The 22,259-nt window shown below is 52.3% G+C and carries 16 protein-coding genes; 5 read left to right on the plus strand and 11 right to left on the minus strand.

Features of this window, described 5'->3' with window-relative positions:
* Positions 1–52 precede the first annotated feature (52 nt).
* The 6 genes from CRP01_RS28380 to CRP01_RS28405 all read right to left on the minus strand — a co-directional run bounded on the left by CRP01_RS28380 (position 53) and on the right by CRP01_RS28405 (position 6,022).
* Positions 53–652, minus strand: a complete 600-nt coding sequence (locus CRP01_RS28380; protein WP_143473565.1) for a hypothetical protein — start codon at positions 650–652, stop codon at positions 53–55.
* 350 nt (positions 653–1,002) lie between these two features.
* On the minus strand, positions 1,003–1,770 hold the full coding sequence (locus CRP01_RS28385; protein WP_099153450.1) for a metal ABC transporter ATP-binding protein: 768 nt from the start codon (positions 1,768–1,770) through the stop codon (positions 1,003–1,005).
* Complete coding sequence (locus CRP01_RS28390) at positions 1,770–2,762, minus strand: metal ABC transporter solute-binding protein, Zn/Mn family (RefSeq protein WP_099153600.1); 993 nt, start codon at positions 2,760–2,762, stop codon at positions 1,770–1,772. Before CRP01_RS28390 ends, CRP01_RS28385 begins: the two co-directional genes overlap by 1 nt.
* An 83-nt stretch (positions 2,763–2,845) precedes the next feature.
* Positions 2,846–3,511 carry a metal-dependent transcriptional regulator gene (locus tag CRP01_RS28395; RefSeq protein WP_099153451.1) on the minus strand — a complete coding sequence of 222 codons (666 nt, stop codon included), beginning with the start codon at positions 3,509–3,511 and terminating at the stop codon, positions 2,846–2,848.
* Between the two features lie 92 nt (positions 3,512–3,603).
* A complete protein-coding gene (locus tag CRP01_RS28400) occupies positions 3,604–4,515 on the minus strand; it encodes a glycosyltransferase family 2 protein (RefSeq protein WP_099153452.1) in 912 nt (303 codons plus the stop codon).
* Between the two features lie 112 nt (positions 4,516–4,627).
* On the minus strand, positions 4,628–6,022 hold the full coding sequence (locus CRP01_RS28405) for an MATE family efflux transporter (protein WP_099153453.1): 1,395 nt from the start codon (positions 6,020–6,022) through the stop codon (positions 4,628–4,630).
* 249 nt (positions 6,023–6,271) lie between these two features.
* Between CRP01_RS28405 and CRP01_RS28410 the strand changes: the two genes are divergently transcribed.
* The 3 genes from CRP01_RS28410 to CRP01_RS28420 all read left to right on the plus strand — a co-directional run bounded on the left by CRP01_RS28410 (position 6,272) and on the right by CRP01_RS28420 (position 10,108).
* A complete protein-coding gene (locus CRP01_RS28410) occupies positions 6,272–6,781 on the plus strand; it encodes a DNA topology modulation protein (RefSeq protein ID WP_099153454.1) in 510 nt (169 codons plus the stop codon).
* 149 nt (positions 6,782–6,930) lie between these two features.
* Positions 6,931–8,340 (plus strand): ATP-binding protein, encoded by a 1,410-nt coding sequence (locus CRP01_RS28415; RefSeq protein ID WP_099153455.1) that lies wholly within the window; start codon positions 6,931–6,933, stop codon positions 8,338–8,340.
* Between the two features lie 94 nt (positions 8,341–8,434).
* Positions 8,435–10,108: an FAD-dependent oxidoreductase gene (locus tag CRP01_RS28420; RefSeq protein ID WP_099153456.1), complete on the plus strand. Its 1,674-nt coding sequence runs from the start codon at positions 8,435–8,437 to the stop codon at positions 10,106–10,108.
* 107 nt (positions 10,109–10,215) lie between these two features.
* Here CRP01_RS28420 and CRP01_RS43220 read toward each other — a convergent pair whose 3' ends face one another.
* The 4 genes from CRP01_RS43220 to CRP01_RS28440 form a co-directional block, all read right to left on the minus strand.
* Complete coding sequence (locus CRP01_RS43220; protein WP_143473566.1) at positions 10,216–13,314, minus strand: T9SS type A sorting domain-containing protein; 3,099 nt, start codon at positions 13,312–13,314, stop codon at positions 10,216–10,218.
* Between the two features lie 495 nt (positions 13,315–13,809).
* Positions 13,810–14,145, minus strand: coding sequence for a DUF2853 family protein (locus CRP01_RS28430; protein ID WP_099153458.1), 336 nt, complete (start codon positions 14,143–14,145; stop codon positions 13,810–13,812).
* A gap of 156 nt (positions 14,146–14,301) precedes the next feature.
* Positions 14,302–15,276, minus strand: coding sequence for a fatty acid desaturase family protein (locus CRP01_RS28435; protein ID WP_099153459.1), 975 nt, complete (start codon positions 15,274–15,276; stop codon positions 14,302–14,304).
* Between the two features lie 14 nt (positions 15,277–15,290).
* The gene (locus tag CRP01_RS28440) at positions 15,291–16,172 is read right to left on the minus strand and encodes a lysophospholipid acyltransferase family protein (protein WP_099153460.1); all 882 of its coding nucleotides are present in this window, start codon (positions 16,170–16,172) and stop codon (positions 15,291–15,293) included.
* Positions 16,173–16,557: 385 nt separating this feature from the next.
* On the opposite strand from CRP01_RS28440, the gene CRP01_RS28445 reads away from it, so the two are divergent.
* Both CRP01_RS28445 and aspS read left to right on the plus strand, forming a co-directional pair.
* Positions 16,558–17,793 (plus strand): hypothetical protein, encoded by a 1,236-nt coding sequence (locus CRP01_RS28445; protein WP_099153461.1) that lies wholly within the window; start codon positions 16,558–16,560, stop codon positions 17,791–17,793.
* Between the two features lie 119 nt (positions 17,794–17,912).
* Positions 17,913–19,685, plus strand: coding sequence for an aspartate--tRNA ligase (gene aspS, locus CRP01_RS28450; RefSeq protein ID WP_099153462.1), 1,773 nt, complete (start codon positions 17,913–17,915; stop codon positions 19,683–19,685).
* Between the two features lie 79 nt (positions 19,686–19,764).
* Here aspS and CRP01_RS28455 read toward each other — a convergent pair whose 3' ends face one another.
* Positions 19,765–21,801 (minus strand): DUF5723 family protein, encoded by a 2,037-nt coding sequence (locus CRP01_RS28455; RefSeq protein WP_143473567.1) that lies wholly within the window; start codon positions 21,799–21,801, stop codon positions 19,765–19,767.
* Positions 21,802–22,259: the final 458 nt, after the last annotated feature.

Genomic DNA, 22,259 nt, shown 5'->3' on the forward strand with positions numbered 1-22,259 from the left:
CGATGATCAATAAGCTTAAATTGGCTGGGAAAAGGTATAAAATTGAGTACTATTAAAAGCTAAAATAAGTGAATGTTTCGTTTTGAGTTTGCGCGAAATTTCGAATTTTGATTCTTACATTGATGGAGTAATCCGATTTTCCAAGCACGGTTACTTCGTCTTCGCCGCGCTCCAGGCTAATGGCGAGCTGGCCGAACACTTCAACATCGAGGCTGACGCTGGCCGTTTCGTTGTCCTGGTCGGCAACGGTAAATTCATAAGTTCTCACGGCCGCATCCACGGGAGCTTCAATGCTGATCTCCCAGGTAGCGCCGCTGGCAAAAGCCGAGGTGATCAGCAGCGGGTTATTGGTCACATCCGTACCGTCTACCGTGATGGTCAGGCGGTCCAGCGGTACATTGGTTCCGCCTTCCCGGATCGTCAGTGACTTCAGGTCGGCATCGCCGGCCACCGCATTGACCTTCACTTTAAATACTTCGCCGGGGCTCACCTGGCTGTCCGTACTGATAAAACCTACATCAGTTAAAAAACGGACCTCCGGGCCCAGCGGATCAACACCAGGGTCGATGGTGCCGTCAGTTTCACAAGCAGTAGAGAATAATACGAGCGCGATCAGGCCCAAAAAGGCCCAGGGCATTAAAATTCGCTTCATTGTAGATCAGGATTTTTTGGTTATTGTAAAATGTATTTGTGTCTAGAGTGTAGACCGGAGGATTCAATATGTAATCAAATATTCGTGGTGGATGTTCCCGGTACCAAGCGTGTTAATTTGGTAAATAGACCTTTTTATTAAAATTGGTCACAAATCCGGATACCGGAATTCCTGTTCCGAAGTAGAGATGGTTGCCGGCTCTTCACCGGTCGGAGATTAGTTCCGTATGGATGTAAAACTACGGAAGGCGGAAGATTGTTATCTCCAGCCCGTAAAATGATGTCGCGTATTTTGCAACGGCGGTAAGAAATTCGGGAACGGTAGGTAAAGATCGGAGAAACGGAGAGCTCCTACTCGTCCAGCATACCGGTCCGGTGCAGGATGGGCAACTGGCCGCTGTAGGTCTTGGCGATGTTTTCCTGGGTGAATACCGTTTCGGTATCTCCGTAGGTCACCAGGCGCTGATTGATAAAGATGACCTGATCAAAATATTCCGGCACGGTGGACAGATCGTGGTGCACGACCAGTAAAGTCTTGCCTTCCGCCGCCAGCCGTTTCAACACGGCAATGATCTTTTCTTCCGTGGTAATGTCCACTCCGACAAAAGGCTCATCCAGAAAGAAAATACTGGCTTCCTGGCAAAGCGCCCGGGCCAGGAAAACCCGCTGCTGCTGCCCACCGGAGAGTTCACCGATCTGACGGTCCCGCAGGGATTCGATCCCCAGTTCCTTCAAGGCGGCATGGGCCAGGTCCTTATCGTGCTGATCCATACGCTGCAGGATCTTTTTGTGCGGATACCGACCCATTAATACGATGTCCAGTACAGTGGCCGGAAAGGTCCAGTCCACTTCGCTTTTCTGGGGAACGTAAACCACTTCCTTCCGGCTGTTCTCGACCGGTTTACCGTTGATGCTTACCGACCCGGCATTTGTGTCGATAAGCCCCAGCATGGCCTTGAAAAGCGTGGATTTGCCGGCTCCATTGGGTCCGACGACCCCGTACAGATGCCCGGCCCCGATATCCAGGAAAATATTGGTCAGCACGCGCTTTCGATCGTAAGAAACCGACAGGCCCTTAACCGTGATCACCGTTTTGTCGGGAGTTTGTTCCTCTGCCATTAGCCATTAAGTTTGACGACCATAAAAATAAATCCGCCCAGCAACAGTACGCCCAGTACTACGAACAGCCCATAATTGCTTTTTTCCGCTTCGGACGTATCCGTATCCGCCGTATCCGCTTTGCTGAGTGCTGCCACAATGGTGGAGGTGTTGTACTTGAGCATATCGATATAGGTCGGAGCCGGACTATCCTTATCGCCGATCGAGTCCGAATAGAGTTTGCCCCCCACCTCAATGTTATTATCCGTTGCGATCTGTTGCAGCAGTTTGGGATTAACGGTAGTTTCAATAAACACCGCCGGTACTCCGGAAGACTGAATGATCTTATTCAGGCGTACGATATCCGAGGTTTGGGCATCGGCGTCCGTCGAAGTACCCAGAATGGCCTGTACATCGATACCGTAACGTTTGCCGTAGTAGCGGAAGGCATCGTGGGAGGTGATCAGGATCCGGCGCTTTTCCGGTATCCGGCGGATCTCCTGCTGGATCTCGCGGTCCAGATCTTCCAGCTGCTGCCGGTAAATACCGTAGTTGAACTCGTAGATATCTGCATGCTCGGGATCCAGCTCGGTCAGGGCATTTTTTATGTTTTCGATGTAGATCAGGCCGTTGGCTACATCCATCCAGGCGTGCGGGTCCGTAGAATTTTTATACTGAATACTTTCGATGGGCTGTACGCCCTGGGTAATCGTTACGATGGATGCCCTGGTACCGGAATTTTCGATCAGCTCATTCAGCCAGCCTTCGAAGGTCAGCCCGTTCCGGAGTATCAGATCGGCACCGTTCACCAATTGTGCATCACCCGGCGTCGGTTCGTAGATGTGCGGGTCTCCCCCGATCGGAACGATCATCTGCACATTCACCTGCCCCCCGGAGATCACCTCGGCCATATCGGCAAAGATCGATGCGGTGGCAACGACCAGTTTTTTTTCTTCCTGGGCATCCACACTAAATGGTAGCGCCAGGAGCAGTATTGCATAGATTGCTTTCATGGAATAGCATTTTTGTGTGGGATCCTGCCAGGAATAACTTGCGGCCTTGCCGAGGTCTGAATATCCAAACGTCCCACCTTCCGTCATTTTTTCTGCACAAACAGGTTCTGGCTCACCTTTTTACTCAGCACCAGTTCTCCATCGGGAGACTGTCGGATCTTGACCGACTCGTCGTACTCGAAATGTTCCAGCATTTTCACTTTGGCCCCGAGCCCCAGCTTGACCCGGTCGAGGTATTGTAGGAAACTGGAGGCATGATCCTGGACACCGACAACGATGCCTTCGTCCCCTACCGCCAGTTCGGATAGCGGCACTTGTTTCCGCACGGCAAAATTGCCGTCCGCATCCGGAATCGGGTCCCCGTGGGGATCGAAGCGGGGAAAACCCAGGAATTCATCCAGCCGCTCTACCAGTACCCGGGACCGGATATGCTCCAGTTGTTCGGCGATGTCGTGTACTTCGTCCCAGGTAAAGCTGAGTTTCTCCACCAGGAAAGCTTCCCAGAGTCGGTGTTTGCGGACGAGATGGGTGGCTACCTGCCGGCCTTCATCCGTCAGGCTCACACCGCGGTGTTTCTGGTAATTGACCAGTTCCTTTTTGGACAAACGCCCGATCATATCCGTAACCGAAGCCGCAGAAGTCTGCATTTCCATCGAAATGGCGTTATTACTAACCGAGTCGCCATCCCGTTCACTGATCTTGAAAATAGCCTTCAAGTAATTCTCTTCTGTCTGAGAGAGGGATTCCATAAATGAGATTTTTCCTGTCTTGCAATACAAATATAGCACTTTTAGATTGATCTAAAAATAAATTTAAAAATATTTTTAGACGAGTCTAAAAATCAAAACCTAGCGGGATCGGCGGGTCGGTCGCTTTTGCTCAGGTGCCACTTCAGAGCGGCCAGCAGTGCCCGGTAATGGGATTGCCGGCCCTGTACCCGGTACTGCAGCAGCCAGCGCGGAAAAGTGATCAGGCCGTAAAATAAACTGAAGCTGAGCAGGGACCACCAGGGAGCGTTTCGACGCATGAACAACAGGCGGTTGCGGTGTAGGTAGTAGGTTTGCATCGGGCTCTCGGCACCCACGGAAACCGACTCTTTGTGCCACACCAGCGCATGGGGTTCAAAATGGATTTCCAGGCCTGCGCGGCGTATTTGCTCGCACCAGTCCAGTTCTTCGTAGTACAGAAAATAGACCTCCGGCATTAGCCCGGCCCGTTCCAGGGCTTCGCGCGTAAGCATCATGGCGGCGCCGTGGGCGTAAGGCGTCGGTCGTTGCTGATCGAACTGCCCTTCATCCGTGATTCCCTGCCCGATGGTCCGGTTGCGGGCGGTAAGTGGATGCACCGGTGTAAATCCGGCGTATTGGATCAGATCCGGTTGTTCGAAATAGCGGATCTTGGGCGCCAGCACGCCCAGTTTGGCATCGGCCTTCAGGCCGTCTACCAGTACGCTGATCGTTTCCGGTGCCAGTTCTGCGTCATTATTGATCAGGAAAAGATAATCGCCTTTGGCACGCGCCAGCGCGAGGTTATTGCCTCCGGCAAAACCCAGATTGGTTTCACTAACGATCACTTCCACTCCCGGATAATGGGCGCGAAACAGATCACTCACATCTTCCAGACTGCCGTTGTCCACGACGAAGACCTCGAGATTGGGATAGGTTGATTGTTGCAGGGAGTCCAGGAGATCGCAGGTCAGTTGAGCCTGTCGGAAATTAACGGTGATAACGGAAACCAGTGAATCTTTCGGCATTAGGAGTGTGTTCGCGTGTTTTTGTGATTAACGCGTTTGCTACTTAAACGGTTCGATACCGACCGGCACAGCGCGGTCGATCGAACAATAATTTCGGGGAGGAGAAGTGTGGTCAGACCAGTACCTTTTCTTTTTCCGTTTCCTTTGCCTGCTGCCGGATGAAGCTGTTCAGGTTCCGTTTTATCTCTCTTCTCAGCGCCCAGAGCGTCACGGAGGCCGCCAGAATATCCGCTACCGGGAAAGCATACCAGACGCCGTCGAGCTGAAAAAATAACGGCAGGGTCAACACCAGGGGGACCAGAAAGAAGCCCTGTTTAGTCAAGGTTAGAAATAAAGCCGGGATCGGTTTGCCGACCGCCTGAAAATAAGCGGACCCGACCAGTTGGGCCGTGATCAGGGGAGTAGCCAGAAAAACCATCCGCAAGGCCTCCGGACCCTGGCTCAGCAACTCGGGATCCTGGGTAAACAGCGCCACCAGCGGCCGGGCAAAAAACATCACACCAAAGAAAATGATCAGGGCAATACCCGTACCGGCCACCAAAGCGATCCGGATGGTATCTTTAACCCGCTTCCATTGCTCCGCCCCGTAGTTATAGCCGGCAATCGGTAGAAAACCCTGCGTGACCCCCAGTACGGGAAAATTGGCAAACATCATCACCCGGTTGATCACCCCGTAGATCGCTACGGAAAGTTCGCTACCGTATTGAAATAAAGCATTGTTCAGCACGATGGTGAGCAGGCTTACTGCTCCCTGGCGGGCCAGTGTCACGAAACCGATGGAAAAGATCTCCCGAACCACTTTCCACTGCAATTGCAGATAGTTCCAGAATGCTTTCAGTTCGGAACCACCGAAAACAAAAAACCAGAGGGTATACAAGGCCGCGGCGTAATAGGAAATAGTGGTAGCTAAGGCGGCCCCCTCCAGGCCCATATCGAGCCATACGATCAATATGGGATCCAGAATGATGTTGGTGATGGCGGGGATCAGCATTGACACCATGGAATTCTTGGGTTTTCCCTCCGCCCGCATGGCGTTGTTGGCCATCATTGCCCAGGCCAGACAGGGAATGCCCGTCAGCACGATACCAAAATAGCTCTGGGCCGGGGCCAGGATATCTCCCTGGGCACCGAAAAGCTGAAGAATAGGCGTGTCGAAAAAGTACCCGCCGCTCACTACGGTAATGGCCATGATCACCGTCAGGCAGGCCATATTCCCCAGAGTTATAACGGCCTTATCGTGCTCACCGGCACCCAGGGCCCGGGAAATAACCGAAGCACCACCTACGCCGATGGCCATTCCAATGGAAGAGAAGAAAAAACTGATCGGCATGACTACCGTGATCGCAGCTATGCCCATGGTGCCCACAAAGCGCCCGACAAAGATCGTGTCTACTATAAAATTGATCGACATCACCAGAATACCGATAGCAGCCGGTACTCCCATTTTTACCAGTAGCGAGCCGATGGATTTGGTGCCCAGCTCTTTGGAAGACGCTTTTGGTTTCATGTTATTATGTAAGAGTTGTCAGTTTCCTGGTACCGGTTGTCAGTTCGGGTGAAATGGTTAAAACGGTTGTTACGAAAGGTAATTGACCAGAGAGGCCGTCTAATTAATTCATTTGCTCTCTTACCTAAACTGACAACTGTTTACTGACAACTAGCAACTTGCGTTATTAAATACAGCATTAATCACTTGTGGTTCAATCCGATAATCTTTTTCTGGACAGTGTAACAAACAATTAACTATCTTTCAAAAATGAACCGGATCTTAATCGTTGGCAGTGGGGGAGCCGGAAAAACCACACTGGCCCGGCAACTCGGCGAATTGCTGCACCTGGAGGTCATCCATCTGGACCAACATTTTTGGAATTCAGGGTGGCGGGAATGTGCACCTGATGAATGGAACGCTAAAGTTCGGAATTTAATTGCCAAAGACCAATGGGTGATGGATGGAAATTACGGAGGGACGCTGGAAATCCGGGCCCGCGCCGCCGACACGATCGTATTTCTGGACTTCAGCCGCTGGCAGTGTCTGTGGGGTATCGTCAGCCGACGCATCCGCTACCACGGCCGGACACGCCCTTCCATGCCCGACAACTGTCCGGAAAGACTCAGCTGGGAATTTGTCCGCTACGTCTGGAACTATCCGCGTACCCGGCGGCCAGCGATGCTCGACCGACTGAAAGGGTACGAGGCCGCCGGCAAGCAGATCTTCATCTTGCGAAACCGCCGGGCCGCTCGGGATTGGATAAGATCATTTAGCTGAATCCTGACCCTCCGTTCGGACCGCTTGTATTTCGCCGGAAATATGCCTATTTTTCAATCGAACACTCTGGAAAAACATTTCCTTTTTCTTCAGGTTCAACCCAAAGCTGTTTCCCGTTGTTCCTTTTGGGAACTCCTCAAACCACCCTTATGTCCATTGAAACCAAACCCGCAAACCTGGTCGCCCAACTACGCGAACTGGATACCTTCAAAGACCTTCCCGCCGAGGCGCTGGAATGGCTTATAGATAAATCAGACTATCACATCTACAAAAAAGGCAGCTACATTTTCGAACCCGACCAGACCGTCGATCACATGCAGATCATTCTGGAAGGGGAATACACCATTGAGATCGACCGCAATGGCACCCGGAGAGAAATGGGTGTTTGGGGCAAAGGCAACATCGCCGGGGTACTGCCCTTTTCCCGAATGACCCATTCGCGGGCCTACGGGATGCCGCTGGAAGACACCCACGTACTGGAACTGCACCGGGATTATTTTGTGGAAATGGTCAATGTGAGCTACGATATGGTGCAGGCCCTGGTAGCCGTCATGTCGACCCGGATCCGGGATTTTTCCCAGATCCGCTATCAGGACGAAAAACTGCTGGCACTGGGTAAACTGTCGGCGGGCCTGGCCCACGAACTCAATAATCCGGCCTCGGCTATGGTCCGCAGCTCCGAAGAACTTTACCGCGGAGTGCACGCTACCCCCGATAAGTTCAAAAACGTGATCACCATGCGGATCACCCCCGAACAAACGGACCGGGTGAACGAGATCCTGTTTTCCAAACTGGGCAATGTACAGGGAGTGGAATTGAGCCTGATGGAAAAAGAAGAGGTCCGCGATGATCTGATGGACTGGCTGGAGGATCACGAGGTCAATGATGCCGACCAGATCGCCGAAACCTATCTCGATTTCGGCATAACGGTTGATGATCTGGACGATATCTGCGACATCATTGAAGGAAAAAGCGTAGGCCCGATCATGGCCTGGATCGAAAGTACCCTGAATCTGGAACGCCTCGTGGCCGAGATCCAGGAAGCGGCCGGGCGCATCTCCGGACTGATCAAGGCGATCAAATCTTATTCGCATATGGACCGGGCCTCTACCATGGAGAACCTGAATGTGCACGAAGGGATCATCAGTACCCTGATCATTCTCAAACACAAGATCAAAAATAAAAATATCCAGCTGGTTAAGGAGTTTATGCCCGATCTGCCCCAGGTTTGCGCTATTGCGGGCAATCTTAATCAGGTCTGGACCAATCTGATCGACAATGCCATCGACGCGATGGAACCGGGAGGTACCCTGACCATCAGAACGGCGGTAGAAAGAAGTCACGTTTGTGTGTATATTACCGACACCGGCTCGGGCATCTCGGAAGAAGATCAGTCCCGCATCTTCGATCCCTTCTTTTCCACCAAACCCATGGGAGAAGGAACGGGCATGGGGCTCGATATCGTGAAAAAGATCATGGACCGCCACATGGGCGAGATCAAGATCGTTGAGAGCCGGCCGGGGAAAACGACCTTTCGGGTCTGTTTCGCACTTAGTTAAAACATTCAATAGTTGTCGGCCGGTCGGTCAAAAGACGAGATCACTTTCTGCTTAATAAGCGGAAACGGACTGGCCTTCGAGGAAAAAACCATTTATGTCAGACGAAAAAAAACCGATCATTTTTTCAGTCGATGATGACGCGACCGTACTGCGGTCGCTTCGCCGGGATCTGCGCTCCGAATACCGGGATGATTACCGGATCATCAGTACCGATTCGGCGAATGAAGGTCTCGAGGCACTGGTGGAGATGAAGAAGAAAGGAGATGTGGTCGCCCTCTTGTTGTCCGATCAGCGCATGCCGGAGATGCCGGGCGTCGACTTTCTGGAAAAAGCCAAAGTTATCTTTCCCGACGCCAAACGAGTGCTGTTGACGGCCTATTCGGATACGGAGGCGGCCATCAAGGCCATCAACGATGTGCAACTGGATTTTTATCTGATGAAACCCTGGGACCCACCGTCGGAAAAACTGTACCCCGTTATTTCCGATCTGTTGGACGAATGGCAGGTCAGTTACCGGCCGGATTTTCAGGGTATCCGGGTCGTCGGCTACCAGTACTCTCCCAAATCTCACAACCTGAAAGACTTTCTGGCGGGCAACCTCCTCCCCTACCAGTGGCTGGACATCGACCAGCACGAAAAGGCGAAAGAACTGCTGGAATTACACGAAATAAGCACCAAAGATCTACCGGCCATCTTTTTTGAGAACGGAGAGTTCCTGACCGACCCCAAAGTACAGGAGGTTGCCTCCAAGGTGGGATTAAACCCGCAGGCTAAATCCGACCTCTACGACGTGGTGATCATCGGAGCCGGCCCGGCCGGTCTTGCCGCCGCCGTGTACGGTGGTTCGGAAGGGCTCAAAACCCTGATGATCGAAAAGCGGGCACCCGGTGGCCAGGCCGGGACGAGTTCCCGGATCGAAAACTATCTGGGTTTCCCTAAAGGCCTCAGCGGTGCCGAACTGACCCGCCGAGCGCTGACCCAGGCTACCCGCTTCGGCATTGAGTTTTTATCGCCCCAGGAGGTGACCAATATGGAAGTGGACGCCCAGTACAAGATCCTTACCCTGGGGGACGGCAGCAAGATCAATACCCGCAGCGTGATTATCACGACCGGTGTGGATTACCGGCGGCTGCCCGCAACCGGGGTGGAAAACTTCACCGGCGCGGGAGTTTACTACGGCGCCGCGACTACCGAAGCGCAGGCCGTTCAGGGCAAAAAGGTGTATGTGGTAGGTGGCGGAAATTCCGCCGGACAGGGAGCTGTTTATCTCTCCAAATTTGCCGAAAAGGTCACCATTCTCATCCGGCGGGAAGACCTCACAAGCAGCATGTCCTCCTACCTGATCGACCAGATCGACAAGATCGATAACATTGAAGTGCACGGCTACCGGCAGATTACGGAGGCCTGCGGAGAAGGACGATTACAAAAGCTGGTCATCCAGGATATTCGGGAGGAATCTACCTACGAAGTACCCGCCGATGCCTTGTTTATATTTATCGGAGCCCGGCCTTTCACGGACTGGCTTGAAGCCAATGATATCCTTCGAAACGACAAAGGTTTCATTGAGACTGGCAAGGAATTGTTTCGTTTTCGCAACTTTAAAAAGATCTGGAAACTCGACCGGGAACCCTTCCTGCTGGAAACCTGCCGACCGGGCATTTTCGCGGCCGGCGACGTTCGTTCCGGAGCGATGAACCGGGTGGCTTCCGCCGTTGGTGAAGGGGCCATGGCGATCAAGTTCGTACATGAGTATCTGGCGGAAGTCTGAGCGCACGAAGCGACAGACTCTCATATAACCCAAAAAGGCTGCCCGGGGGCAGCCTTTTTGGGTTTTTTATTTTCCTAATACCGGACTAAGCCCGGTTCCTAATATTCCTATTTTCCCTGTACGACGATCTGTTCGTTCAGCACACGGTCTCCGATACGTACCTGCAGGAGGTACAGACCATTACTCAGATCATTGGTCCGGATGGACATCGGATCAGCCGATATCTCGTTCAAAGCCTGTTCGTAGACATTCTGGCCAACGGCATTGAAGATCCGTAACTGACCATTCTGACCGGCAAAGGCGCTCAGGTCTACCGAAAGCTGGGACCGCACCGGATTGGGGAAGACCCTCATCTCGGCGGCATGCTGCCCGCCGGCATCCAGTTTCAGGGCCGGATAATTGCCCGCTCCGCCGAAAGCGGTAGCGTCATCGTCATCCGGGCAGAGGCCGTAAGTACCGTTGATACAGGCCAGGGCATCGGCAAAGTAGGCCGTAAAAGGCAATCCGATGATATTACCGACTACCAGGTTCGCCTGTTTGTACAGATCCGCTACGGTCGGATCGCGGGGCAGTCCCTGGAATACGATCGGATGAATGTCACAATCCAGATCAGCCAGCAATACCTCACCGACACTGGGGTCCAGACGCAGTTTGATGCCCATGATCAGGGTCTCTGAGATCAGTGGATTTGTCATTTTACCATCCTCGCCGATGGGCAGTCCGTCGGGTGTACACGCCGTACCGTCTACGACAAAATCTTCCCTTACCAGCGGCCAGGCCGTACCACCGTTGTTCGGCATCCAGCCCAGCATACAGGCGGCACCTTCGAGGGTAACCGTCAGCGAGTGCCGGTTGAGGCGGCCGATGACCAGAGGATCCGCCAGGGCATCACCATCCAGATCTTCGGACAGCGCGTCTTCGATCAGTTCCAGTACACTTTGCTGGATCATTTGCGTGCAGGTGCTGGAGTTCCCACAGGCGTCCGTGGCGGTCCAGGTGCGTTCGATCATGCAATCCCAGTCGCAATCGCCCGAAAGCACCACATCTTCGAAATCAAAGCTCGCTGCCGGATCACAATTATCCAGTACATCGGGGAAGCCGGCCTCGCTCGGATCGTTATCGCAGGTAACCGTTACGGTTGGTGGGCAGGTAATTTCCGGAGCATCGGTATCTTCAACCGTGATGACCTGCACGTGCTCGGTAGCGTTGCCGCAAGCATCCGTGATGGTCCAGGTACGCGTTTCCACGTAGGAGAATTGACTACAACTGCCGTCATCTGTCTGCGTTGAAGTAATATCCAGAGTAACGGACGGATCAGGATCGCAATTATCGCTTACTTCCAGTTCCGGCACTTCCGGCACGGCGTCACAACTCACGGTCATATCTTCCGGGCAATTTGCACATTCCGGCGCCACTTCATCCACCACCGTGATCACCTGTACGTGCTCCGTGGCGTTGCCACAGGCATCGGTGATGGTCCAGGTACGTGTTTCGGTATAGGAGAAAGCACTGCAGCCGCTTTCCGTTTGGGTGGTAGTGACCTCTAAAGCTACCACCGGAGCTTCGTCGCAATTGTCATCCACTTCCAGTTCGGGTAGGTCCGGAACTTCATCGCAGGAAACCGTAATGTCTTCCGGGCAATTCGCACAGGTCGGTGCGGTTGAATCCGTCACTACCACCACCTGCGTACAGGTGCTGCTATTCCCGGAAACATCCGTAGCCGTCCAGGTACGCGTGATGGTCAAATCCGCCGCACAATCTCCGAACTCCACCACTTCGGCCAGGTCCAGTGCACCGTCGCCGCAGTTGTCGATCGCAGTAGCTGTACCCAGCGCTTCTACACTATAATTCGTATCACAACTAACTTCGGCAGATGCCGGGCATTCCACTTCCGGGGCCAGATCATCTACGATCCGAATGGTCGCCGTACAGGAATCCGCTCGTCCGCCTTCGTCCTGCACCAGAAGGGTCACGGAACGTTCTCCCAGACTATCACAATTGAAGTCTACAGCGCTCAGGCTGTAATCCAGGGCCGGATTGAGGGTATCTCCGTTCACCATTACCGGCGATAATACGGCCAGTCCTTCGGCGTTCAGGCTCACGACCACAGTGGAGTCGATACAGGCCGCGACGGGATCTTCATCGGTCGGCTCGGTATTTTTGATACAACGGTATTGGGCAAAACCGTCCTCCGTTGAGCTGGACAGTCCTCCTTCTTCGATGATCGGATTATTGGCAATATTCAAAATGTAGCTGCCGCCACCGCCGCCGCGACCGGCACTACCGCCGCCGCCGCCACCGGAGAAGCCGCCACCGCCACCGCCGCCGCCCTGGCCGGCAGCACCGCCACCGAAACCAAAACCGCCGTCGCGGGAAGTCGCTCCAAAACAACCTTCATTACCACCTCCGGCACCGCCGAGCGGGAATCCCTGCTGGCCTTCGCCCACTTCGGTACTGCCCTCCAGGTTGACACAGGTAATACCCTCACCGATGGTGTAGGCACCGCCGCCACCGCCGGACATCTCCAATCCGTCCAGGCCGCCGGCCATTCCGCCGCTACCGACCATGCCTCCCTGGCCGCCGTTGGCCCCATTGCCGTCACCGCCACTAGTGACCGAACGGCCGCCTTCGCCGGTTTTACTATCTACACAGATACCGATTACACTGCCCTGGTAGGCACCGCCGCCGCCGCCGGCAACCATCAGGACCTGCCATTCGTCACTATCCGGTGCTTTGTAGAGGATGCCGGTGCCGCCACCGCCACCGCCGTAGGTATTTCCGGTGCCCAGTACGGTGCCGCCGGTACCTTTCTCACCGGCGATTCCGACTACAAAACGAATGGTTGAGCCGTAGGGGATCTCTCCCTCTCCGTCTCCCAGGTCAAACTGGGCCGTGGCCGTAGCTCCGGCGCCGCCCGCAGAAACACATCCGTTCGCCAGATCGGCAAAGCCGCCGTCTGCTCCGTGCACGGTAAATTCCATTTGGGCAATACTCGTATCCATGGGAATGATCAGGTCCTCCAAAGCGCCGGTGGCGGCTACCGTCTGGGCGGTACCGTCACAGGTCATCTCGATCTGGGCCTGCAGGCCGGCTGGGGCCAGCACTAGGCACATCAGCACCAGACCAAGGGGTATGAAGATCGAAGATCGTTTCATTCGGGTCGGGGCTTCGCCGGCAAATTGTTTTCGGTATAGATTTAATTTCATCTCAATTGGTTTATAAAAATGGCGTATAAAATTATCCGCAACACCATCCGGAAAAACGCCGGTGGCCGGATGCGGGGTCATGCTTCCGATCAGGGCTTGCCAACCGCTCAGGCCGGAGCCAGTTAGGGTCAGACAGACGAAATCACCGCCGGTTGAGTTGATACTCACCGCCGTTAAGTGACTGGATGTAAGAGTTGCTATGTGCTATCAGTGGAGGGGAATGATAGTGTGAGATATAGAATTGTCCCAGAAATGTTGCTGTACGCTTAAGATATTGGACTTCCTTTGGTGGAAGTATGAGTGTATTCGCTAATTAGAATGGGTGTCTTACTTTCCTGTAAAAATGCAAAAAAAACTCAACAAAACAGAACTTATAAGAAAAAAATATTTGTATGCCCATTGCGGGCGGGCCGGATCAAAAGAACCGGACCGAAACGACGACGGGCCGCCATGTAATGACATGGAGGCCCGTCGAAAGAATCCTGGCAAGTTCCATTAGAACTTAGATTCCTGCTTTAATTTTTTCACTAGAAGATAGTTGAAAATTGCGCGGTGCTTTTGTTTGTTGCTGCTACCCATTTCCTGACATACGGCTTCGATAGCATCATCCAGTTTAGGGCTGTCGGCAAGACCAAGCTTACCCATGAGAAAGCGCTCTTTTACGCGGTTGCGTTCTGCTTTGTCGGAGCAAGACACCATTGAAGCATCACTATTATAGATTGACGGGCCTAAAGCCTTTGTAACTTTAGTTAATAAGTCTTCATCGACTTTCATACCCATGCCATCCATAGCACTCTTGTACTTGTCAATAGCTTCATCAAATTTGCTCATTTGGGAATAAATTTTAGTTAAGGAATAGCGTGTTTTCCAATTCAACCAAAAGTAGGTCTAATGAGTCTATTGACAAAAAAAATGCAGGAAAAAGTGGATAAATCGGTATTAAGTCTATTTAACATGCGCCATAAGCCGAATGAAATTCCATCGGGCCTATAATCCGACCATCTTTTGCTGCTCCACATCCCAGACCTTAAGCCGGAAACAGGCCATGATGTCCCGCGCTTTCAGACTCGTCGTTTTAGCTTTCTGCAGTTCGGGTATTTCCCGGTATACTTCCGGCAAACGGTAGAAGGGGATCTTGGCGTTCAGGTGGTGAATGTGGTGGTAACCGATATTGCCGGTAAACCAGTGCATCAGCGGGTTCATCTTCATGAAACTGGATGATTTCATGGCCGCATTGATATAGGTCCAGCCATTTTTATCGGCAAAGTAAACGCCCGGAAAGTTGTGCTGGGCGTAAAACAGGTACGCACCGATTGCAAATGCGATAAAGGAGGGCACGATCAGGCCCAGGATCAGTCCCGTCCAGCCGCCGGCCAGATACATGATGATGCCCATGACCAGGTGCAGCCCCAGAGAAATAGCCGAATCCCAGTGTCGTTTCGGGTTATTCATCAGCGAACGGATACACATGCCGCCGATAAACACGAAGATATAGCCGAATGCGATCGTCAGCGGGTGACGGGCAAAGAGGTAAAGCCGCTGCTCTTTTTTCGTAGCGGACAGGAATTTTTCCTTGGTCACGATCGGATACGAACCGATACTCGACGTGTATAATTTGGAATTATGCTGATGGTGATGATCGTGAGAACGCCGCCAGATACTCAGGGGCGCAAGGATATAAAGTCCGAAAAATGTGAACAGCCACTTGGCAAAAGTAGACTTCTGCAGAATTGAATTGTGTGCGTAATCGTGGTAGATGATAAAAAACCGTACCAGGGTCAGCCCCAGCAACACACTACTCAGTATCTTCACCCAAAGGGCAGTGGGTGCGAAAATGCCCACGAATGCAATAGCGATAACCGCCAGGGTAGAAAAAGTAGTCCCCCAGCTTTTGGTCCGGTTTTCTTTAGCATAAGGCAAGGTCGCCCTGATTAGTTGCTTTTCCTTGTCTTGTGTATTCATGAAGCTTAATAAATTTATGAAGTCGGCCTTTGGTGCTTCCAGCGACGGTGCGTCCAAAGCCAGATCTCCGGCTGTTTTCTAATGTTTTTTTCCAATCTTTGAATGTGCAGGTCCGTGATCTCCTTTTTATCCGTTTCTTTTGGTGCTTCCACCAGTAATTCACAATGCAGTTGGTAATATCCCCGCTTCACCCGGCGGGTACCGACATAAATGACCGGATAATCAAATTTCTGTGAGATCACTTCCGGACCGGGGAATACCGGTGTATCCTGCCCCAAAAATTCAGTCCAGAACGCAGTCAATAAGTTGTGTGGGGTTTGATCGGCAATAAATGCCGTGGCGGTGCTTTCCTTTCGGTGCCTGACCATTTCCCTGAGGGTATCTTTCATGGAGAACAGGCCGTTTCCGAGCCGTGTACGCATGTGGTATACCAGTTTTTCGAAATAGGGATTTCTTAGTGGATGATAAACAATGTAAAGTGGGTGCAGACTTTCGACGGCAAAACGCGCGCCGGCTAATTCCCAGTTCCCCCAGTGTCCCATTACGATCAGCACGCTTTGATCTTGCTGCAGAAAACGGGAGAAAACTTGTTTATCCTTTTCCTCAAAGCGGACCCTTTTTCGCAGGGAGCTCGGAGAAATCGTTAATGTTTTCAGGGTTTCCAGGATCAGGTCACAAAAGTAATGATAAAATTCCTTACAGATCTGCTTTATTTCCTTTTCCGACTTTTCCGGGAAGGAATTTCGCAAATTATTCAATACGACCTGCTTGCGATAACCGATCAGATAGTACAGGATAACGAAAGCCACATCCGAGATCCGGTACATCACCCAAAAGGGCGAGTAGGACAACAAATAGATGAAAGGCAGGGCCAGATAGTAAGCTACCGCATTCATGGCCGCAAAAATATAAAAGTTTGTCTGTATGTTTTAACCATCTCACACCGGGCTACCCCAACAACACGATTTGGCCGGTGAACAGCGTACCTTCGTCAAAAACCGATGGCCACCTTGCATAAAATACACCGGTCCGCCAGATTCACGACATTTCGGCTTAGGAACTGTCCTAAAAATATACTGGTTTACGAAGCGCGCATTTTTTCCCTGCACAGCGTTGCAAAAAAGATCAGGTAGCTTAGACTCCCGAACTAACGTTTTCCCTACGGCGGGATCGAGATCTACTCACTTTTTCACGCCTTGTTCATGAAAAAAATCCGGGCTTCTCGACGGCAGCACCATTTTTAAAACAGTTTCTTAGCTTTGCCGGGGACCATACGTATCCATGAAGCTTTCATCAACATCCACGGGCGCTGTAAAATATCTGCTGGCGGGAGCAGTACTGCTGGAAGTACTGGCGCAGACTTACGGCTTTTACTGGAAATTGCCGATCGCCGCTTCCCTCGTATATTTTGCGGCCGGACTGGCCGTTGCTCTGATCCCCGTATGGAAAGACCTATCACCCGGGCAAGCCACGGAGGCCTCCTGGATCAGAATAGCCGGTATCGGGCTCTTCACCCTGCTGGCCGCCTGGTGTCTGTGGCGCAATGTGCACCTGGTGGCCGCCGCCCCCCTGGATTACCGCCAGGCCGACATGCTGCCCATTCTGGAGACGATGGCTCAACGTCGTCTGAACGGTGCTGCTATTTACGCTCCTATCGAAGCAATCTGGGCGGGTATGCGTCCGATCTACCTGCCGGCTATGTGGCTACCCTTTTTACCGGCAGTCTGGCTCCAGCTCGATATCCGCTGGGTAAGTGCGCTGCTGTTGGTGGCCGTAATGGCAATTATTGTATTCGGGACAGGACGGCAAAAAGGACAGGTGTCCATTCGGCTGATCGCCTGGCTGGCGCTGATCTTACTTTACTACTACATTTTCGGATTGTATAATACCCTCATCACCTTATCGGAAGAACCGGTGGTCGTTTTCTATTACCTGCTGCTGGCCTGGGCCCTGTTCAGACGGTGGCCGGTGCTGACCGGGCTGGCGATCGCCCTTTGCCTGCTGAGCCGCTATTCGCTGGTTTTCTGGGTTCCGGTCTATCTGGTTTATCAGTTCTTTTACCGTTCGCGCCGGGAGGCCTACACAACGGCCGCGGCGCTGGCCGGCGGGTTGATCCTCCTACTCACTATCGGTCAGGCCTGGGACCAGTTGGGATTTTTTCTGCAATTGCAGGAGAGCTATCTGGACGAATTATTAGATCCGGACAAGAGCTGGAGTTTTATCGCGCAGATCGGGAACAACCCCGGCCTGATCAAATTCCTTCCCTTTTCGGGCATCGCAAGCTGGCACCGGTTACTGATCATCGGATCGATCCTGATACCGCCGGCGGCTTTGTGGCTGTTCCGTAAATACCGCTCCGGCCTGCAGGACCGTTTCTTCGGCTTGTGCAGCCTGAAGCTTTGCCTTGTTTATTTTTACAATATGCTGACCATCCCTTATTCCTACCTGTTCTACCCTTCAACTTTTTTATCGCTATTTATCTTATTTGCAGCCTTTTCCGATAAAAATGATGCCTGATCCCCGGAATTATTTGCGAAGAACCGGAGTTGGTTAAAAATAAGCGGCCGGTTTTAGTGGCAATCGAAGGTTTCCACTATTTTTGTGCACCTTTTGAAAATGAGATCAAAATATTTCCCATGTATAGAACGCATAATTGTGGTGAACTAAGAGCAGAACACATTGGTCAGACCGTGACCCTCAGCGGATGGGTGCAGCGGGACCGCGACAAAGGATTCATGATGTTTGTCGATCTGCGCGATCGCTACGGCATCACTCAGTTGTTATTCAGTGAAGAAAAAACCAGCAAAGAACTGTTTGAGAAGGCCCGGACGCTCGGACGCGAATTCGTGATCCAGGTAACCGGTACCGTGATCGAACGGGTTTCCAAGAACAAAGAATTGCCAACCGGCGATGTGGAACTGGAGGTAAAAGAACTAAGCATTCTCAATCCGGCTAAAGTTCCTCCCTTCACGATTGAAGATGAAACGGACGGCGGCGATGACCTGCGGATGAAATACCGCTACCTGGACCTGCGCAGGACGCCGCTCCAACGCAACATGATCTTCCGCAGCAAACTGGCTCTGGAAACCCGGAAATATCTGGACAGCCAGCAGTTTGTGGAGATCGAGACCCCGTTCCTGATCAAGTCCACGCCGGAAGGTGCCCGTGACTTTGTGGTACCCAGCCGGATGAACCCCGGTCAGTTTTACGCCCTGCCGCAAAGTCCGCAGACCTTCAAGCAGATCCTGATGGTGGGCGGTCTGGACCGCTATTTCCAGATCGTGAAATGTTTCCGCGACGAAGACCTCCGGGCGGACCGTCAGCCGGAATTCACCCAGATCGACTGCGAGATGGCCTTCGTTACCCAGGAGGAGATCCTGCAAACTTTCGAAGGCCTGACCAAGCACCTCTTCCAGCATACCCTGGGGGTAACGCTGCCTGACTTCCCGCGCATGTCCTACGATGAGGCGATGCGGCGGTTCGGGTCGGACAAACCGGACCTGCGTTTCGGCATGGAATTCAACGAATTGAATGCAGTCGCTCAGGGTAAAGGCTTCAATGTATTCGATGCGGCCGAGCTGGTAGTCGGTATCTGCGTACCCGGCCAGGCGGAATACACCCGAAAGCAACTGGATGAGATCACCAATTGGGTGAAGCGTCCCCAGATCGGTGCGAAAGGTCTGGTATATGTAAAATGTAATGAAGATGGCAGCTTTAAGTCATCCGTAGATAAATTTTTCAGCCAGGAAGACCTGCAGGCCTGGGCCGACGCAATGGGCGCCAAAGCGGGCGATCTGCTCTTCGTACTCAGCGGTGAGGCCGAAAAGACCCGCAAGCAGCTTAACGAACTGCGCCTGGAAATGGGCCGACGCCTCGGCCTGATGAAAGCCGGAGATTTCAAACCGCTGTGGGTGGTCGATTTTCCGTTGCTGGAATGGGATGAGGACGCCGAGCGTTTCTTCGCGATGCACCACCCGTTCACCTCTCCGAAGAAAGAGGACGTAGAACGCATGCTGACCGGAGATCATGAAACCATGAAAAACCTGCGCGCCGACGCTTACGACCTCGTGATCAACGGCTCGGAGATCGGTGGTGGTTCCATTCGTATCTACGACCGGAAACTGCAGGAGCGCAACTTCAAACTACTGGGCTTCACGCCGGAAGAGGCCGAAGATCAGTTTGGTTTCCTGATGGGAGCTTTTGAATACGGAGCGCCGCCCCACGGTGGTATCGCCTTCGGCTTTGACCGCCTGTGTGCCGTCATGAACGGACAAAGTTCCATCCGCGACTTCATCGCCTTCCCGAAAAACAATCAGGGTCGGGATATGATGATCGACGCTCCTTCCGCCATTGCGGAAGAGCAACTGGAAGAGCTGAACCTGGAAGTGACGGAAATTGTGGAAGAATAGCCCATCGGGGCAGCATTATAAAAAGAAAGGGGACGGATGCTTATCCGTCCCCTTTCTTTTTTTGTTGGGTCAACCAATCTTACTGCACACTCACCAGCAGGCGCTGTTTTACGTAACCGATCTGATCGCCCAGTTTCATTTTCCACCAGTACTTATCGGTCTTTTCGAGCAGTTCCAGATTGGTACCTACCGCCAGGCGCTTCATAACGCGGGCCTGGGAGTCCGGCTCGGAACGCAGACTGGTACGCTGGATGATCTCGAAAGTATACTCCTCATTCGTAGAGGCCAGATTTTGGCTGGTAGTTTCTTCGGCACCACCGAATTCCATCTCCGGCTCCTGTACAACCGGGGCCGGCTCGGGGATCTCCGGATCTACATCCTGGGCACTCACCAGTTGCGGCATACCCGGATCAACGTAGGGTTCGGGATCTTTAACCGTCCACAAACCATCAGACATTCTGAATTCATGCTCCAGACGGGTAATATTGGCCCGGAAGCTCAGGCTCTGACGCTTGTAACCGTGACCACCGACGCTGATCTCATGCTGCAGCTCGCTCTGGAACAGCGGCACATTGAACGTATGCCCGGGATAGCGGCTGGTATGAATGAGCTCGCGGCGCTCATCCGGCCCGATCACGTATACATCTACATATACCGCATCTACCGGTTCGTCCGATTCATCATCGATCACAGTACCGTAGAAGGTGAAGTATTTATCTTCAGGTTCTTTCTTTTTCCGGTCATTCAGATCCGGATCCACCGTAACTACTTCCTCCTTCTTCTTGCCGAAGTTGAAGAAACCGTGTGATCCGCCCATGTCCTCTTCGCCATCCTCTTCCATCTTGTTCTTGGCGATGATCTTCTCATCTTTAAACTGACCGAAAATGAAGTTCACCCCTGCGGCCAGCTGGAAGTCTTTCTGTCCGCTGCGATCGATCAGGGATTCTACCTTATCGGTTGCGATGTAGATCTGTACGGGTAAAAGGTTGATGGTTGCACCTACCCCGATGCTGTTCGGGCGCTCCTGGAAATAATTGTAGCTGGCGATCACATCCAGAAACTTGCTGGTCCGGAGGCGGTAGGCCACAGAGCCGTTGAGTTCCGTGCTGCCCAGGTGCAGGCGCGGATTGGCCAGTACCGTGAACGCGTGACTATTACCGATCTCGATCTGTCCGCCGCCGTAGATCTTGGTGACCAGCTCCGTGCTGAAGCCGGGCGCTCCCATGTTCCGGTCGATGGAGAGGTTATCCGTAGCGCGTTCGAAGAGTTCCTCTCCGCTCACGGCGATATCCCGCAGACTCGTCATGGAGTTTTTCTTATTCCAGTTCAGTTTACCGAGATCGCTTACGCTGGCAAAAAAGGTTGCTTTGCCCAGTTTCAGTCGTGCTCCAAGGTCGAATGCGATCCCGGTATTACTGGCGCCAAAAGGCTGGAAAGGCTGTCCGCCTTCAGCGAAACGGTCGAAACCGGAGGCCATAATATCCAGACGGCCGGTGAGTTCGTAATTATAATCATCTTCCGGACGATGCCACACCCGGAAATTATAGTTATCGGATTGAACGGCCGCCTGTCCCATCAGGAGTTTGGCACGGCCGGCCAGGGTAAGTTTACCGTCAAACAATCTACTACCGAATCCCAGTGCCACTTCGCGGTAATGCACAGCGGAAAACTCCAGGGTGGAGAGGTCGAACGTACGACCGAGGGGAATATCCGCTTCATCCTGCTCCAGTCCCAACCACTCAATGAACTGCATCGGATAATTCGCATTCGCAAAAAAGCGTTCGGCAACGCTCAGGGAAAGAAAGTTATTCCCGAGGTTGATGCCAAAGGCCAGATCTTCCACGTAAAGTTCGCCGTAGGCACGGTTCAGGGTGTCCGTGTAAGGCAGGGCGCCCAACAAGTCCAGACCGTCGCTACTGCCCAGGCCCAACTGGCCGGGTGTAAAACTGCTATTGCGATAATGGGCGTTGATACCGGAAAGTAACGGCAGGCCGACGTACCATTTGATACTGTCGGGCATATATGCCGGATTAATGGTATTGAGTTGTGGTACATTGCGCATGGCCCCCAGTGTCATCTGCCGTTGCGCGAATAAATCTGAAATAGTAGTTGTCATGCTTATCGAAAGCGTTAGGATAAGCATTAATATACTTTGTCCTGCCCCGGGAAACCGCCTCCGACTTTCCATGAATTTTAATGTGCTCATGGTCAAAAATTTGAGTGGTGTGTAATGTGTAGTAATTGTTCTCCTAGTAAAATAGAATACCCATGCTTGTATTATACCCATATGGTAATTGCTTACCACAAAATAAGGTCGTACATAGCTGTCTTTAGATGTAGATAGCGACTAAAAAATATGAGATTACGTGTTGTGTGCTATTTTCTCTGATTCAAGGCAGAGGGGCGCTTAAATCAATAGAAACAAGGGCGTATTAAATTGCATATGGGGTTACGGAATACCTAACTTGAACTACAGTGTTTTTAGTTCTTCAGATGGAGAGAAATTTCCATCTTTTTTCTTTTCAGTATGGTTGTATGCGTCGATTGCCTGGTGTCGTCACTTGGTTTTTATAG

The sequence above is a fragment of the Flavilitoribacter nigricans DSM 23189 = NBRC 102662 genome (assembly GCF_002646595.1).
Taxonomy (GTDB): Bacteria; Bacteroidota; Bacteroidia; order Chitinophagales; family Saprospiraceae; genus Flavilitoribacter; species Flavilitoribacter nigricans.

Coding starts and splice junctions, on each gene's coding strand:
- CRP01_RS28445 (WP_099153461.1), top strand. CDS start 16,558: ATGAAGCTTTCATCAACATCCACGGGCGCTGTAAAATATCTGCTGGCG.
- CRP01_RS28380 (WP_143473565.1), bottom strand. CDS start 652: ATGAAGCGAATTTTAATGCCCTGGGCCTTTTTGGGCCTGATCGCGCTC.
- CRP01_RS43220 (WP_143473566.1), bottom strand. CDS start 13,314: ATGAAATTAAATCTATACCGAAAACAATTTGCCGGCGAAGCCCCGACC.
- CRP01_RS28390 (WP_099153600.1), bottom strand. CDS start 2,762: ATGAAAGCAATCTATGCAATACTGCTCCTGGCGCTACCATTTAGTGTG.
- CRP01_RS28415 (WP_099153455.1), top strand. CDS start 6,931: ATGTCCATTGAAACCAAACCCGCAAACCTGGTCGCCCAACTACGCGAA.
- CRP01_RS28455 (WP_143473567.1), bottom strand. CDS start 21,801: ATGACAACTACTATTTCAGATTTATTCGCGCAACGGCAGATGACACTG.
- CRP01_RS28400 (WP_099153452.1), bottom strand. CDS start 4,515: ATGCCGAAAGATTCACTGGTTTCCGTTATCACCGTTAATTTCCGACAG.
- CRP01_RS28395 (WP_099153451.1), bottom strand. CDS start 3,511: ATGGAATCCCTCTCTCAGACAGAAGAGAATTACTTGAAGGCTATTTTC.
- CRP01_RS28440 (WP_099153460.1), bottom strand. CDS start 16,172: ATGAATGCGGTAGCTTACTATCTGGCCCTGCCTTTCATCTATTTGTTG.
- CRP01_RS28410 (WP_099153454.1), top strand. CDS start 6,272: ATGAACCGGATCTTAATCGTTGGCAGTGGGGGAGCCGGAAAAACCACA.
- CRP01_RS28430 (WP_099153458.1), bottom strand. CDS start 14,145: ATGAGCAAATTTGATGAAGCTATTGACAAGTACAAGAGTGCTATGGAT.
- CRP01_RS28405 (WP_099153453.1), bottom strand. CDS start 6,022: ATGAAACCAAAAGCGTCTTCCAAAGAGCTGGGCACCAAATCCATCGGC.
- CRP01_RS28420 (WP_099153456.1), top strand. CDS start 8,435: ATGTCAGACGAAAAAAAACCGATCATTTTTTCAGTCGATGATGACGCG.
- CRP01_RS28385 (WP_099153450.1), bottom strand. CDS start 1,770: ATGGCAGAGGAACAAACTCCCGACAAAACGGTGATCACGGTTAAGGGC.
- aspS (WP_099153462.1), top strand. CDS start 17,913: ATGTATAGAACGCATAATTGTGGTGAACTAAGAGCAGAACACATTGGT.
- CRP01_RS28435 (WP_099153459.1), bottom strand. CDS start 15,276: ATGAATACACAAGACAAGGAAAAGCAACTAATCAGGGCGACCTTGCCT.